The sequence below is a fragment of the Vibrio sp. Vb0667 genome (assembly GCF_033391095.1).
Genome location: NZ_JAWPOL010000258.1, coordinates 1 through 1,221, shown reverse-complemented (window position 1 = coordinate 1,221; position 1,221 = coordinate 1). Strand labels below are relative to the sequence as shown.

Annotated in this window: 2 protein-coding genes and 1 pseudogene; 2 read left to right on the top strand and 1 reads right to left on the bottom strand. The window is 46.0% G+C overall.

Annotated features, from left to right (window positions below; translation table 11 throughout):
* On the top strand, window positions 1–754 hold a 754-nt coding region (locus R8269_RS25090; protein ID WP_318222890.1), incomplete at its 5' end, for a sigma-54 dependent transcriptional regulator.
* Between the two features lie 76 nt (window positions 755–830).
* On the top strand, window positions 831–1,013 hold the full coding sequence (locus tag R8269_RS25085) for a hypothetical protein (RefSeq protein WP_031832379.1): 183 nt from the start codon (window positions 831–833) through the stop codon (window positions 1,011–1,013).
* 47 nt (window positions 1,014–1,060) lie between these two features.
* On the opposite strand, the pseudogene R8269_RS25080 reads toward R8269_RS25085, so the two are convergent.
* A pseudogene (locus R8269_RS25080) lies at window positions 1,061–1,221 on the bottom strand (C4-dicarboxylate ABC transporter permease); the annotation flags it as partial.

Genomic DNA, 1,221 nt, shown 5'->3' with positions numbered 1-1,221 from the left:
CTTTGTTGCGGTGAACTGTGGCGCGGTGCCAGAAAACTTAATTGAAAGCGAACTCTATGGTCACGAAAAAGGCGCATTTACTGGTGCAGAAAGTCGGCGTATTGGTAAGTTTGAATTTGCGCAGGGCGGCACACTCTTCTTAGATGAAATCGAATCGATGCCGATTCAGGCACAAATTCGTTTGTTGCGCGTCCTGCAAGAGCGCGTGATTGAACGCGTTGGCTCAAACGAACTTTTACCTCTCGACATTCGCGTTGTCGCGGCAACGAAAGTGGATCTTAAACGTGCGGCGGAACAAGGCACATTTCGTCAAGACCTCTACTACCGCCTCAACGTGGTTACGCTAGATTTGCCTCCCTTACGTGAACGCAAGGAAGACATCCCTGCCCTTTTCCACCATTTTCTTTTAGTCGCGGCGTCGCGCTATGGTAAAAGTTCGCCAAGTCTTTCAGCACAAGATTTGGCTCAGCTAATGGCTCACGATTGGCCGGGAAATGTCCGAGAACTGCGCAATGCAGCAGAGCGTTTCGTTTTATTAGGTAAACTCATCCAATTAGGTGAACCAAGTTCCATCCCCGCCTCAACCAGTAGCCTTGCAGAGCAAGTGGCGGAGTTTGAAAAGGCAGCGATAGAAAATGCGCTACTAGAAAACAATGGCAGCATCAAACAAACGATGGAACAGTTGAATGTGCCTCGAAAAACGCTGTATGACAAAATGCAACGCTATCAGATAGATAAAGAGCTCTATAAATAAAACAGGTTCGCACGATTGGTATTATATCCAACTTGAATCATAATTTTGCTAAGGCAATTATTGGGCTCATATGGATATGAATGAAAAAGTGAGGATACCGGTCATTACCGATACCGTGATGGTAGACGGCCAGTATCAAGAAGAAAGGCGCTCCGGTGAAGACCGACGTAAAAACAAAAAGAAGTGGCACGGCTATGAGCGCAGAGTCCATCCCGATCCGAGAAAACAAGATTTTAAATCCATAGACGAAGAGGTGTGATAGCTCACACCTCTTTTTGGTTGCGTGAATGTAATTCGGAAAATGTGTTATTTAGTGATTATTTCTGGCCCCATCAAGGTCGTTGGTAACCAGGTTGATACCCAAGGCACATAAGTCACAATTATCAAGAACAAGAACATGACACCCACCCATGGCAATGCCGCTTTTACAACATTCATCATCGACATTCTTGCCACCCCAGCCGTTA